General features: G+C 68.5%; 10 protein-coding genes and 1 tRNA gene. 4 read left to right on the forward strand and 7 right to left on the reverse strand.

Translation table 11 applies throughout. From position 1 onward, the window contains the following. Positions 1-14: 14 nt before the first annotated feature. Positions 15-91 (reverse strand) — tRNA-Leu (locus tag A5692_RS09095). A 126-nt stretch (positions 92-217) separates the two neighbouring features. Between A5692_RS09095 and A5692_RS09100 the strand changes: the two genes are divergently transcribed. Next, on the forward strand, positions 218-832 hold the full coding sequence (locus tag A5692_RS09100; RefSeq protein WP_102417823.1) for an ANTAR domain-containing response regulator: 615 nt from the start codon (positions 218-220) through the stop codon (positions 830-832). A 102-nt stretch (positions 833-934) separates the two neighbouring features. Here A5692_RS09100 and A5692_RS09105 read toward each other — a convergent pair whose 3' ends face one another. Together A5692_RS09105 and A5692_RS09110 are read right to left on the reverse strand one after the other, a co-directional pair. Beyond that, positions 935-2,137, reverse strand: coding sequence for a lipid-transfer protein (locus A5692_RS09105; protein WP_068054853.1), 1,203 nt, complete (start codon positions 2,135-2,137; stop codon positions 935-937). 1 nt (position 2,138) lies between these two features. Then, positions 2,139-2,579: a Zn-ribbon domain-containing OB-fold protein gene (locus A5692_RS09110; RefSeq protein WP_068054856.1), complete on the reverse strand. Its 441-nt coding sequence runs from the start codon at positions 2,577-2,579 to the stop codon at positions 2,139-2,141. 146 nt (positions 2,580-2,725) lie between these two features. Between A5692_RS09110 and polA the strand changes: the two genes are divergently transcribed. The 3 genes from polA (at position 2,726) to coaE (ending at position 8,305) form a co-directional block, all read left to right on the forward strand. Further along, on the forward strand, positions 2,726-5,398 hold the full coding sequence (gene polA / locus A5692_RS09115) for a DNA polymerase I (RefSeq protein ID WP_197514407.1): 2,673 nt from the start codon (positions 2,726-2,728) through the stop codon (positions 5,396-5,398). Positions 5,399-5,635: 237 nt separating this feature from the next. Further along, positions 5,636-7,075 carry a 30S ribosomal protein S1 gene (gene rpsA / locus A5692_RS09120; RefSeq protein WP_068054865.1) on the forward strand — a complete coding sequence of 480 codons (1,440 nt, stop codon included), beginning with the start codon at positions 5,636-5,638 and terminating at the stop codon, positions 7,073-7,075. A gap of 12 nt (positions 7,076-7,087) precedes the next feature. Continuing rightward, the gene (gene coaE / locus A5692_RS09125; RefSeq protein ID WP_068054871.1) at positions 7,088-8,305 is read left to right on the forward strand and encodes a dephospho-CoA kinase; all 1,218 of its coding nucleotides are present in this window, start codon (positions 7,088-7,090) and stop codon (positions 8,303-8,305) included. Here the strand turns inward: coaE and A5692_RS09130 are convergent. From A5692_RS09130 to A5692_RS09145, 4 genes are all read right to left on the reverse strand, one after another. After that, on the reverse strand, positions 8,302-8,724 hold the full coding sequence (locus tag A5692_RS09130; RefSeq protein WP_068054874.1) for a hypothetical protein: 423 nt from the start codon (positions 8,722-8,724) through the stop codon (positions 8,302-8,304). The genes coaE and A5692_RS09130 overlap by 4 nt on opposite strands. Before the next feature lie 42 nt (positions 8,725-8,766). Continuing rightward, positions 8,767-9,774 carry a non-homologous end-joining DNA ligase gene (gene ligD / locus A5692_RS09135; protein ID WP_082962497.1) on the reverse strand — a complete coding sequence of 336 codons (1,008 nt, stop codon included), beginning with the start codon at positions 9,772-9,774 and terminating at the stop codon, positions 8,767-8,769. Beyond that, positions 9,759-10,199: a DUF402 domain-containing protein gene (locus A5692_RS09140; RefSeq protein WP_068054876.1), complete on the reverse strand. Its 441-nt coding sequence runs from the start codon at positions 10,197-10,199 to the stop codon at positions 9,759-9,761. Before A5692_RS09140 ends, ligD begins: the two co-directional genes overlap by 16 nt. Positions 10,200-10,274: 75 nt before the next feature. Continuing rightward, on the reverse strand, positions 10,275-12,543 hold a 2,269-nt coding region (locus tag A5692_RS09145; RefSeq protein ID WP_197514402.1), incomplete at its 5' end, for an ATP-binding cassette domain-containing protein.

Genomic DNA, 12,543 nt, shown 5'->3' on the forward strand with positions numbered 1-12,543 from the left:
GTGGATGGTGTCGGTGGTGCCCTCGGTGGGATTCGAACCCACACTGGACGGGTTTTGAGTCCGTTTCCTCTGCCAGTTGGGATACGAGGGCTTGATTCTGCTCGAGTCCGGCCTCCTACCTTAGAGGCAGCCTCCCACCATAGAGGATTTGGCGCGGCCGGCCGTCTGACCGCCCCCGAGTTCGCTGGTCTGAGGCGTTCACGACACAATGTCGGTCATGACAGGCCCCACGACCGACACCGACGCCGCTGTGCCGCGCCGGGTCCTGATCGCGGAAGACGAAGCGCTGATCCGAATGGACCTCGCCGAGATGCTGCGAGAGGAGGGGTACGAGATCGTCGGGGAGGCCGGCGACGGACAGGAAGCCGTCGAGTTGGCCGAACGGCACCAGCCCGACCTGGTGATCATGGACGTGAAGATGCCCCGCCGCGACGGGATCGACGCCGCGTCGGAGATCGCCAGCAAGCGCATCGCACCCATCGTCGTCCTGACCGCCTTCAGCCAGCGCGACCTGGTGGAGCGCGCGCGCGACGCCGGGGCGATGGCCTACCTGGTGAAGCCCTTCACGATCAGCGACCTCATCCCGGCCATCGAGCTGGCCGTCAGTCGCTTCGCCGAGATCACCGAGCTGGAGCGCGAAGTCGCGACGCTGTCCGACCGGCTGGAGACCCGCAAGCTCGTCGAACGCGCCAAGGGCCTGCTGCAGACCAAACAGGGCATGACCGAGCCCGAGGCGTTCAAGTGGATTCAACGCGCCGCCATGGACCGGCGGACCACCATGAAGCGGGTCGCCGAAGTCGTCCTGGAAACCCTCGGCGCCGAAGAGGAGTAGGCGCTCAGCCGTCGAGCGTGCGCTCAGGGCGTTGAGTGTGCACTCAGGGCGGCGACACGCCGGGCGAGGCCGCCGTGGCCGCACACTCGATGAACGAGAGCGTCAGCGCGCCACGATCACCGACGAGCCGTGTCCGAACAGGCCCTGGTTGGCCGTGACGCCGACCGTGGCGTTCTCCACCTGGCGGCCGGTGGCCTGACCGCGCAGCTGCCAGGTCAGCTCGCAGACCTGGGCGATGGCCTGGGCGGGGATCGCCTCGCCGAAGCAGGCCAGACCGCCGGACGGGTTGACCGGCACCCTGCCACCGATGGTCGTCGCGCCGCTGCGCAGCAGCGCCTCGGCCTCACCCTTCGGGCACAGCCCCAGGTGCTCGTACCAGTCGAGCTCCAGCGCGGTGGAAAGGTCGTAGACCTCGGCCAGGCTGACGTCCTCGGGCCCGATGCCCGCCTCGGCATAGGCCGCATCCAGGATCTGATCCTTGAACACCCGCTCGGGCGCGGGCACGGCGGCGGTGGAATCCGTTGCGATATCAGGCAATTCGGGCAGGTGCTGCGGGTAGCGCGGGGTGACCGTGCTGACCGCGCGTACCGACGGGACGCCGTCGAGCGAGCCGAGGTGCTTGCGGGCGAACTCGGCGCTGGCGACGATCAGGGCCGCCGCGCCGTCGGAGGTGGCGCAGATGTCGAGCTGCCGCAACGGGTCGGCCACCACCGGGCTGGCGAACACGTCGTCGACCGAGGCCTCCTTGCGGTAGCGCGCATTCGGGTTCTGCAGGCCGTGCCGCGAGTTCTTCACCTTCACCTGGGCGAAGTCCTCCGATGTCGCGCCGTACAGGTCCATCCGGCGGCGCGCCAGCAGCGCGAAGTACACCGGGTTCATCGCACCGATCAGGTGGAAGCGCTGCCAGTCGGGATCGTTCTTGCGTTCCCCGCCGACCGGGGCGAACGCGCCCTTGGGGGTGGTGTCGGCGCCGATCACCAGCGCGACGTCGCAAAAGCCGGCCAGGATCTGCGCCCGCGCGCTCTGCAGCGCCTGGGAGCCGCTGGCGCACGCGGCGTAGCTCGAACTCACCGGCACGCCGTTCCAGCCCAGCTTCTGGGCGAACGTCGACCCGGCGATGAAGCCCGGGTAGCCGTTGCGGATGGTGTCCGCGCCGGCGACCAGCTGGATTTGTGTCCAGTCCAGGCCGGCCTCGGCCAGTGCGGCGCGCGCCGCGACCACGCCGTATTCGGTGAAGTCGCGACCCCACTTGCCCCACGGGTGCATGCCGGCGCCGAGGATGTAGAGCGGCTCGGGTGTCGTCATGTCAGGCCACCTTCCACGCGTACACGATGCGTTGCACGCCGTCGTCGTCGGTGAACAGCGGCATCGTGGTCAACTCCATCTCCATGCCGACCTTCAGATCCTCGGCCAGGGTCCCCTCGACCACCTTGCCCAGCACGATCAGCCCTTCGGCGGCCAGCTCGACCGCGGCGATGGCGAACGGCTCGAACGGATCCGGTGCCGGGTAGGGCGGGGGCGGCGGATACCGGTTCTCGGTGTAGCTCCACAACGTTCCCCGGGTCGACAAGGCGACGGGCTCGAGTGTGTCGCTGGCGCAGGCCGGGTTGGGGCAGTTGTTCTCGCGCGGCGGGAAGACGTAGGTGCCGCACGCGGGGCACTTGCCGCCGATCAGATGCGGGTGGCCTGCTTCATCGGTGGCGAACCATCCGTCGATCGCGGGTTCTTGGCTGGTGACCTCTGGCACTCGGCCAGACTACCCAGCCGCAATGCAAAACTGAAACGTGTTGCAGTTCTGGCCCCGGGGTGGTCGGGACGCGTGCCGCGTCGTACCGGGTGCCTAGAGTGTGAGCCGTGAGCACCACCGCCGAGGAGCAGACGAAGCCGACGCTGATGCTGCTGGACGGCAATTCGCTGGCCTTCCGCGCGTTCTACGCGCTGCCCGCCGAGAACTTCAAGACCCGCGGCGGCCTGACCACCAACGCCGTATACGGCTTCACCGCGATGCTGATCAACCTGCTGCGCGACGAGGCGCCCACACACGTGGCCGCCGCGTTCGACGTGTCGCGGCAGACTTTCCGCTCCGAGCGGTACCCGGAGTACAAGGCGAATCGGTCGTCGACGCCCGACGAGTTTCACGGCCAGATCGACATCACCAAGGAAGTGCTGAACGCGCTGGGCATCACGGTGCTCGCCGAGCCCGGCTTCGAGGCCGACGACCTGATCGCGACGCTGGCCACCCAGGCCGAGCAGGCGGGGTTCCGCGTCCTGGTGGTCACCGGGGACCGGGACTCCCTGCAATTGGTGAGCGACGACGTGACGGTTCTCTATCCGCGCAAGGGCGTCAGCGAGCTCACCCGGTTCACACCCGAGGCCGTCGTCGAGAAGTACGGGCTGACGCCGACGCAGTACCCCGACTTCGCCGCCCTGCGTGGCGATCCCAGCGACAACCTGCCCGGCATCCCCGGCGTGGGGGAGAAGACCGCGTCGAAATGGATCGCCGAATACGGCTCGCTGCAAGGCCTGGTGGACAACGTCGACTCGGTGCGCGGCAAGGTCGGGGACGCGCTGCGGGCCAACCTGGCCGGCGTGATCCGCAACCGCGAACTCACCGACCTCGTCAAGGACGTGCCGCTGGCGCAGACCCCGGACACGCTGCGCATGCAGCCGTGGGATCGCGACCACATCCACCGGCTCTTCGACGACCTCGAGTTCCGGGTGCTACGCGACCGGTTGTTCGACACCCTGGCCGCGGTGGAGCCCGAGGTCGACGCGGGTTTCGACGTGCGCGGCGGTGCATTGCAGCCCGGCGAGCTGGCCGTCTGGCTGGCCGGGCACAGCTCGGGCAAGCGCTTCGGCCTGGCCGTCGTCGGCACCCACCTGGCATACGACGCCGACGCCACCGCGCTGGCCATCGTGTCCGCCGACGGTGAGGGCCGCTACATCGACACCTCGGCGCTGGAGCCCGACGACGAGGCCGCGCTGGCGTCCTGGCTGGCCGACCCCGGTCCGCCCAAGGCGCTGCACGAAGCCAAGCTGGCCATGCACGACCTCGCCGGCCGGGGCTGGACGCTGGCCGGCGTCACCTCCGATACCGCCCTGGCCGCCTACCTGGTGCGCCCCGGGCAGCGCAGCTTCTCCCTCGAGGACCTCTCACTGCGCTACCTACGGCGGGAGCTGCGCGCGGAAACGACTGAACAGCAACAGCTTTCGCTTCTCGACGATCCCGACGGCACGGACGACCAAGCGGTGCAGACGCTGATCCTGCGGGCCGTGGCGGTGCTCGACCTCGCCGACGCGCTCGATGAGGAGCTGGCCCGCATCAACTCCACATCGCTGCTGGCCGGCATGGAGTTGCCGGTGCAGCGGGTGCTGGCCGGGATGGAACACACCGGTATCGCAGTCGATTTGGAACTGCTCGGCGAGCTGCAGAGCGAGTTCGCCCATCAGATCCGCGATGCGGCCGAGGCGGCCTACGCGGTGATCGGCAAGCAGATCAACCTGGGCTCGCCGAAACAGTTGCAGGCGGTGCTCTTCGACGAGCTGGCGATGCCGAAGACCAAGCGCACCAAGACCGGTTACACCACCGACGCGGACGCCCTGCAGTCGCTGTTCGACAAGACCGGCCACCCGTTCTTGCAGCACCTGCTCACCCACCGCGACGTCACCCGGCTCAAGGTCACCGTGGACGGGCTGCTGGCCTCGGTGGCCTCCGACGGGCGCATCCACACCACGTTCAACCAGACGATCGCGGCGACGGGCCGGCTCTCCTCGACCGAACCGAACCTGCAGAACATCCCGATCCGCACCGAGGCCGGCCGGCGGATCCGCGACGCGTTCGTGGTCGGCTCGGGTGAGTCGGGGGCGTACAGCGAGCTGATGACGGCCGACTACAGCCAGATCGAGATGCGGATCATGGCTCACCTGTCCCGGGACGAGGGCCTCATCGAGGCCTTCAACACGGGGGAGGACCTGCATTCGTTCGTCGCGTCGCGGGCGTTCGGCGTGCCCATCGAGGAGGTCACCGCCGAGCTGCGCCGGCGGGTCAAGGCGATGTCGTACGGGCTGGCGTACGGGTTGAGCGCCTACGGCCTGTCGCAACAGCTGAAGATCTCCACCGAAGAGGCGAAGGAACAGATGGAGGCCTACTTCGCCCGGTTCGGCGGGGTACGCGACTACCTGATGAACGTCGTGGATCAGGCGCGCAAGGACGGCTACACCTCGACGGTGCTCGGCCGGCGCCGTTACCTTCCCGAGCTGGACAGCAGCAACCGCCAGGTGCGAGAGGCCGCCGAGCGGGCGGCGCTCAACGCCCCCATCCAGGGCAGCGCCGCCGACATCATCAAGGTGGCGATGATCGAGGTCGACAAGGCGATCAAAGAGGCGAGGCTGCAATCCCGGATGCTGTTGCAGGTCCACGACGAACTCCTGTTCGAGGTCGCGCCCGGCGAACGCGACCGACTCGAGGCCCTGGCCCGCGAGAAGATGGGCGGCGCCTACCCGCTCGACGTTCCGCTGGAGGTTTCGGTGGGATACGGCCGCTCGTGGGACGCCGCCGCGCACTAGCGCCGGAATCCCCCCACGCAGTGCATTTACCGGCGCGTCGGCGCCCGAGTGTGATTTCATAGTGGAAAAAATTTGGCCCGAAATTCGCACTGGCGTCACTTCACCGTGGCCGAACGCCCGGTATGGCGCAGGTGACGCGCCGCCCGGGTTTGGCCAGCGTGTACGCAGTCGAGTAGCCTCAATAGGTAAATCCCAGTTTTATCCCTACGACCCAACCTGTCCGGAGCAACCCACCACATGCCGAGTCCCACCGTCACCTCGCCCCAAGTAGCCGTCAACGACATCGGCTCCAGCGAGGACTTTCTTGCCGCAATAGACAAAACGATCAAGTACTTCAACGATGGCGACATCGTCGAGGGGACGATCGTCAAAGTGGACCGGGACGAGGTGCTCCTCGACATCGGCTACAAGACCGAGGGCGTCATTCCCGCCCGCGAGCTCTCCATCAAGCACGACGTCGACCCCAGCGAGGTCGTTTCCGTAGGCGATGAAGTCGAAGCGCTCGTCCTCACCAAGGAGGACAAAGAGGGCCGCCTGATCCTGTCCAAGAAGCGCGCCCAGTACGAGCGCGCCTGGGGCACCATCGAGGCGCTCAAGGAGAAGGACGAGGCCGTCAAGGGCACCGTCATCGAGGTCGTCAAGGGCGGCCTGATCCTCGACATCGGCCTGCGTGGCTTCCTGCCCGCGTCGCTGGTCGAGATGCGCCGCGTTCGCGACCTGCAGCCGTACATCGGCAAGGAGATCGAGGCCAAGATCATCGAGCTGGACAAGAACCGCAACAACGTGGTGCTGTCGCGCCGGGCGTGGCTGGAGCAGACCCAGTCCGAGGTGCGCAGCGAGTTCCTCAACCAGCTGCAGAAGGGCGCCATCCGCAAGGGTGTCGTCTCCTCCATCGTCAACTTCGGCGCGTTCGTCGACCTGGGCGGTGTGGACGGCCTGGTGCACGTCTCCGAGCTGTCCTGGAAGCACATCGACCACCCGTCCGAGGTCGTCCAGGTCGGTGACGAGGTCACCGTCGAGGTGCTCGACGTCGACATGGACCGCGAGCGGGTCTCGTTGTCGCTCAAGGCCACCCAGGAAGACCCGTGGCGGCACTTCGCCCGCACGCACGCCATCGGGCAGATCGTGCCGGGCAAGGTCACCAAGCTGGTTCCGTTCGGCGCGTTCGTCCGCGTCGAGGAGGGCATCGAGGGCCTGGTGCACATCTCCGAGCTGGCCGAGCGCCACGTCGAGGTGCCCGACCAGGTGGTCGCCGTCGGCGACGACGCCATGGTCAAGGTCATCGACATCGACCTGGAGCGCCGCCGGATCTCGTTGTCGCTCAAGCAGGCCAACGAGGACTACACCGAGGAATTCGACCCGGCGAAGTACGGCATGGCCGACAGCTACGACGAGCAGGGCAACTACATCTTCCCCGAGGGCTTCGACGCCGAGACCAACGAGTGGCTCGAGGGATTCGATAAGCAGCGCGCCGAGTGGGAGGCCCGTTACGCCGAGGCCGAGCGCCGGCACAAGATGCACACCGCGCAGATGGAGAAGTTCGCCGCGGCCGAGGCGGCCGGGCACGCCGAGCAGTCGTCGGGCAACGGTGCGCGCGAGGAGAAGGCGGCCGGCGGGTCGCTGGCCAGCGACGCCCAATTGGCCGCCCTGCGGGAGAAACTCGCCGGCAACGCCTAATAGCGGTCCCGCATGCTGCGTATCGGGTTGACCGGTGGCATCGGCGCCGGCAAGTCGGCGCTGTCGGCCACCTTCGCCAAATGCGGTGCGGTCATCGTCGACGGTGACGTCATCGCGCGCGAGGTGGTCCAGCCGGGCACCGAGGGATTGGCGGCGCTGGTCGACGCGTTCGGTGGCGACATCCTGCTTCCCGATGGATCGCTGGATCGTCCCGCGTTGGCCGCCAAGGCCTTTGCCGATGACGAGGCGCGCCAACGGCTGAACGGCATCGTGCACCCGCTGGTCGGCAAGCGCCGCGCCGAGATCATCGCCTCGGTGCCCGAGGACTCGGTTGTCGTCGAGGACATTCCGCTGCTGGTGGAGTCGGGGATGGCGCCGCTGTTCCCGCTGGTCGTCGTGGTGCACGCCGACGTCGAGGTGCGGGTGCGACGGCTGGTCGGTCAGCGCGGCATGCCCGAATCCGACGCCCGCGCGCGGATCGCCGCGCAGGCCAGCGACGAGCAGCGCCGTGCGGTCGCCGACATCTGGGTGGACAACTCCGGCAGCCCGGAGGACCTGGTGCAGCGGGCACATGACCTGTGGGACCACCGGATACGGCCGTTTGCGGACAACCTGAGTCGGCGTCGGTACGCCCGGGCCCAGGCGCGGTTGGTGCCGCCCGATCCGGGCTGGCCGGACCAGGCACGGCGGATCGCCAACCGGTTGCGGACCGCCTGCGGGCACCGGGCGATTCGGGTGGACCACATCGGTTCGACCGCCGTGCCGGACTTTCCCGCCAAGGACGTCATCGACATACAGATCACCGTCGAATCCCTTGCCGTCGCCGACGAACTCGCCGAGCCACTGCTGGCCGCCGGTTACCCGCGCATCGAAAGCATCACCTCCGACGTCGCCAAGCCCGATGCCCGCAGCGCCGTCGAGCGCTACGACCATAGTGACGATGCGGTGTTGTGGGACAAGCGGATTCACGCCTCGGCGGATCCGGGGCGTCCCACCAACGTGCACATCCGGGTGGACGGCTGGCCCAATCAACAGTTCGCCCTGTTGTTCGTGGCCTGGCTGTCGGCCGACGCGGGGGCGCGGGCCGACTACCTGTCCGTCAAGCGGTCAGCCGAGACCGAGGCCGGCGGCGGCGACACCGCGCCGTACGTCGCCGTCAAGGAGCCGTGGTATGCCGACGCCTACCGGCGCGCGTGGGCGTGGGCGGACTCCACAGGCTGGCGGCCCTAGCCCTGGCCCGGCAAGGGTGCGCCGCATGCCAGCGCACCGTTGTTGGGGTCGGTGTTCCCCGGTGCGGGCCGGACCATCTGGTCGGTTTGGGTGAAAACGTTGTCGTCGACGTCGATCTCGCAGTGCACGTTTGCCGAGTAGGGGAAGTGGAGCACGATGCGCATCCCGGCTTGTTGCGGGTCGGGCAGCACGGTGTTGGCCTCGAATGCGTTGCCGGGCATGGACGGCAGGTTGGTGGTGTTGGTCTGGCCGCCGTTGATGATGAACGTGGCCTGACTGCCGGTCGTCAGCGCGTCGATCCGGGCGCGGTAGGTGATGTTGTGCAGGTCCGCCCGCGCGGTCGCCGGGCTCAACTGGGAGCCGACGGCGACGATCGTCACCGCGGTGATCGGCAGCAACCTGCTTCCGTTGCAGCTCATGGTTGCTGACATTACGCCCGCCGGGTTTCCACGACCAAGTGGTCACACCCGGGTCTCGCGCACCACCTCGGCGGCGTCCTTGTCCGTGCGGATGCCCAGATAGCGCGGGTGGCGCAGCCTCCCGTCGCGGGTCCACTCGGTGAAACCGATCTGGACCACCAATTCCGGGCGCGCCCAGTGGGCATCGGGTTCGCGCACCAGACCGCGGCTGAAGGGGGGTGTGTCGCGCGTGATCGCCGATAGCCGCTCGTGCAGTCGGCGCAGCGTGGCGTCGTCGAAGCCGGTGCCCACTTTCCCGGCGTAGACCAGGTCGCGGCCGTCGTAATAGCCCAGCAGCAGCGCGCCCAGCTCGACCCGGCTGCCCTTGGGGCTGGTGTAGCCGCCGACCACGAACTCCTGGTCGCGCACGCACTTGAACTTCAGCCAATTCCTCGAGCGGCCACCGTCATACCTCGAATCGGCCAGCTTCGCGATCACCCCTTCGTCGCCGCGCTCGCACGCCGCGCGGTAGGCGGCCAGGCCGTCCCCAACCCGATGCGGGGTGTACCGGAGCGGACCGCCGAACTCGATCGCCTTGCGCAGCAGCCGCTTACGCCACAGCAGCGGCGCATCGACGGTGGACTTGCCGTCGAGGTGCAGCAGGTCGAAGACGTAGTAGAAGACCCGCACCGGCGACGCGCGGGCCACCGCGGGGTCGGTGATGCCCAGGCGGGCCTGCAACCGGGCGAAGCTGGTGCGTCGCCCCGCGAACGCCACCACCTCGCCGTCCAGCACGAAGCGCGTGCTGTGCTGGGCGGCGACCGCGTCGACCAGTTCCGGATAGGTGCCGTTGAGCGGCTGACGGTTTCGCGACAACAGCAGCACCCGGTCGCCGTCGCGAAACGCAAGGCAACGCATGCCGTCGAACTTGCGCTCGAAGATCCAGCCCGGATCGGAGAACCGCTCGTCGGTCAGGGTGGCCAGCGTGGGGGACCGCCAGTCAGGCACCGGCTCGTCGTGCAGCGCCTCGCTCACCGCCTCGGGCAGGGCCGCCCCTATGTCTCGCGCCACGTCAGCTCCATCCCCTGGCCGGCCAGCCAGCGGGACAGGTCATAGCCGTTGCGGGCCAGCCCCGCCACGGCGTCCACGGCGCATCGCACCGCCCGCTCGGCGACCTCCGGAGTCAGCAAGCCGTGGCGGACGGCATCCAGCAACTCGTCGACATCAGCCAGCTCGGCTCCCTGGCCGGTGCGGACCTCGATGTCGAGGTAATGGTCTTCCGAACGCCAGACGTCGGGGCCGGGCGTGTATTCGCCCACGTCGAGGTAGTAGTCGAGATGGCGTTCATGGCCCGGGTTGAAGTGAAAGACCGTGGCGCGCAAGCCGAGCGACGGCAATAGCCACGACTCGAGGTAGTGAAACTGGGCGCGGCCGGGAGTGGGCCGGGCCACGTACAGGCCCCACGGGTGGACCGCATAGTCGTCCACGGCCCGCACGATGCCCTTCGGGTCGGTGTTGGTGCGGGCGAGGAGGTCGAACGTCTCGTGCTTCGGTGGATGGATGAGGCAATCTTAACGACGCAGCCGGATTCTCCAGCGCACGAAACCGGCGTAGGACAGCGACAACGCCGCCAGCATGCCCATGTCGAGCAACCAGACCCTCGACGTGTGCTGCCAGAACCGGTCCTGAGACAGCAGCGAGTCGGGCACCAGGTGCCGCAGATCGACCGTCGACGCCGCCGCGGCGTAGCCCCAGCGCGCGGGCATCGCGAAGGACAGCTGGTCCAGCCCCAGCCGGCCGGTCACCGGGACCATGCCGCCGCACAGCACCAGCTGTGCCATCACCGTCACCACGAACAGCGGCATGATCTGCTCGCTGGAGCGCACCAGCGACGAAATCGCCAGGCCGAGAACGGCCGAGGCCACACAGGTGGCCGCGACGGTCGCGAACAGTTCGGCGGTCGCGCCGACGGTCGAATGGCCGAGCAGGACCGCGCCCCGCGTCGGCGCGCTCTTGCCGATGACCACGATGGCGGTGATGATCGTCGACTGCACGATCGCGAACCCGCAGAACACCGCGGTCTTGGCGAGCAGGTAGGCCGTGGTCGACAGCCCGACAGCCTGCTCGCGCTGGAAGATGGGGCGCTCGCCGACCAGGTCGCGAATGGTCAGCGCGGTGCCCATGAACGCCGCCGCGGGCATCAGCAGCGCCAAGATCTGCGCCGCTTCATCGGGAGTCCCGGCGTTCGCGCCCGGCAGGTGGAATCCGTTGCCGCCCGGGACGGTCAGCGACAGCGAACCCAGGATGAACGGCAACAGCGCCAGGAAGGCGAAGTATGCGCGATCGGCGACCACCAGGCGGACCTGCCGGCGGGCGACCGTCGAAATCTGGCGCGGCACACTGGTATGCACCGGCTCGCCCAGGGCGCCCGGCTCGGCGGCCTTGTCCGGCAACAGCTTCGACGGCCGCTTCTCGACGTCACGCCGCTCCTGGAAGCGCCGGTTGGCCTCCTCGGGATCGGCGCCCACCTTGGTGAAGATCTTTGCCCAGTTGGTGGTGCCCATCGCCGCGCCGATCTGGTCGGGCGGACCGCAGTAGGCCGTCTTGCCGCCGGGAGCCACCAACAGCAGCTGGTCGCAGGTGTCGAGGTAGGACAGCATGTGCGTCACCACGATCACCACGCGACCGGCGTCGGCCAGCTGCCGCAGCATCGTCATGACCTGATGGTCGAGCGCCGGGTCCAGGCCCGAGGTGGGTTCGTCCAGGATCAACAGCGACGGGCCGGTGAGCAGCTCGAGTGCCACCGACGCCCGTTTGCGCTGACCGCCGGACAGCTTGTCCACCCGGGTGTCGGCGTGTTTGGTCAGGTCGAGCTCGTCGAGGACCTGCGCGACCACCTTCGTCCGGTCGGATTTGCTGGTGTCGGGCGGCAGGCGCAGTTCGGCGGCGTAGCCGAGCGCCTGGTTGATCGTCAGCTGCCGGTGCACCACGTCGTCCTGCGGGACCATTCCGATGCGGCTGCGCAACGACGCGTATTCGGTGTGAATGTCGTGGCCCTCGAACGTGACCGAGCCGGAGCTGGGTGTGGTGTAGCCGGCGATGAGCCTGGCCAATGTGCTCTTTCCGGCGCCCGAACCGCCGATCACGGCGGTCAGCGTTCCGGGGCGCGCGATCAGCGAGATGTCGTCCAGCAGCTGTTTGCCGTTGTTGACGACGTACTTGACGTTGCGCACCTCCAGGCCGCCGGTGCGCGTCGCGGCTTCGCTGCGTTCGGTCAGGGTGCCATCGCGAAAAACGAGGTCGACGTTGCCGATGGTGACGACGTCGTCGTCGGTCAGGATCGCCGACCCGACCCGGGTGCCGTTGACGAAGGTTCCGTTGATGCTGTTGTCTCGGATCTCGGTGCCCAGGGGAGTCTGCACCAACGTCGCGTGCTGACGGGAGGCCAGCACGTCGGAGACGACGATGTCGCATTCGGCCGCGCGGCCGATCGTCAGGGCGCGGGTGCCCGCGGCCGCCGACGAGCGTGGTGAGAGCAACTTCACAAAGCGCGTCGCCAGGTTCGAAACGTCGGCCGACTTGGCGTCGACGACGGTGAGTTCGGCGGCCGGCACGCCGGCGTGTACGACGGTCCGCTCCTCGGGTGGCGTGCGTGGCGCCGGCCGGGGCGGTGAAACCGGCTGCCGCGACGGTGGATTCGGCGGCGCGGGTCGCGGGGCGCGGGGGCCGTTGCGGACCGGGTTGGTTTGCTCGGGCAGCGCGGACCACGCCAGCGTCGGCGGCCCGGGCTCGGGGCTCGGCCGGGTCCGGCCGGGCCGGTCGGAGTAGCCCTGCTGCGGC

This window comes from Mycobacterium sp. E342 (assembly GCF_001667665.1).
Classification (GTDB): Bacteria; Actinomycetota; Actinomycetes; order Mycobacteriales; family Mycobacteriaceae; genus Mycobacterium.